The organism is Proteus sp. fly-1067 (assembly GCF_040139345.1).
In the GTDB taxonomy this organism is placed as follows: domain Bacteria; phylum Pseudomonadota; class Gammaproteobacteria; order Enterobacterales; family Enterobacteriaceae; genus Proteus; species Proteus vulgaris_B.
Genome location: NZ_JBEEUL010000252.1, coordinates 1 through 535 on the forward strand (window position 1 = coordinate 1; position 535 = coordinate 535).

General features: G+C 43.0%; 1 protein-coding gene. It reads right to left on the reverse strand.

Features of this window, described 5'->3' with window-relative positions; all coding sequences use genetic code 11:
* Nucleotides 1-415: alpha/beta fold hydrolase (locus tag ABN217_RS20270; RefSeq protein WP_349460010.1), on the reverse strand; the 415-nt coding region annotated here is incomplete at its 3' end.
* Nucleotides 416-535 lie beyond the last annotated feature (120 nt).

A 535-nucleotide genomic window follows, 5' to 3' on the forward strand; every position in this document is an offset into this window, starting at 1 on the left:
GCTCAAAACGAAAACGTTGCGCCCATTGATGATCGTTTTTCTCTCTTTGAGCACGCAGAGCAACCTCATTTAGCCCGACATTTCCGCCTTCAATAATCAAACCACATAGTCCATCAGTCTGATAGTAACATGCATAGTGCATTGCTAAACGCGCACCCAATGAGTAACCAATAAGATAATATTGTGAAATACCATGATGTTGTATTACCTGAGCTAGCTGCTGATCAAAATCAGCAAAACCATGACAATCTATGGAGCTAGAGGCTCCGTGCCCCGGTAAATCTATACGCAGAGAGGGATAATTTGGACAGAGATCAACAATAGGTTGCCATTCATCAGCACTGCCTAGTAATCCATGTAGCCAAATCAGCCACGGTCCTGATTGGTGTTGATTATCACGGTAGGCCGCTAACATCAAAGGTTACCTACTTCATCAAGTAACTGTTTGAATGTGCGCGCCCCTTCATCACTATCGACAACTAATTCGATCAATAACGTACCTTGTTGATTATGCCAAAACTGCTCAACAACATTG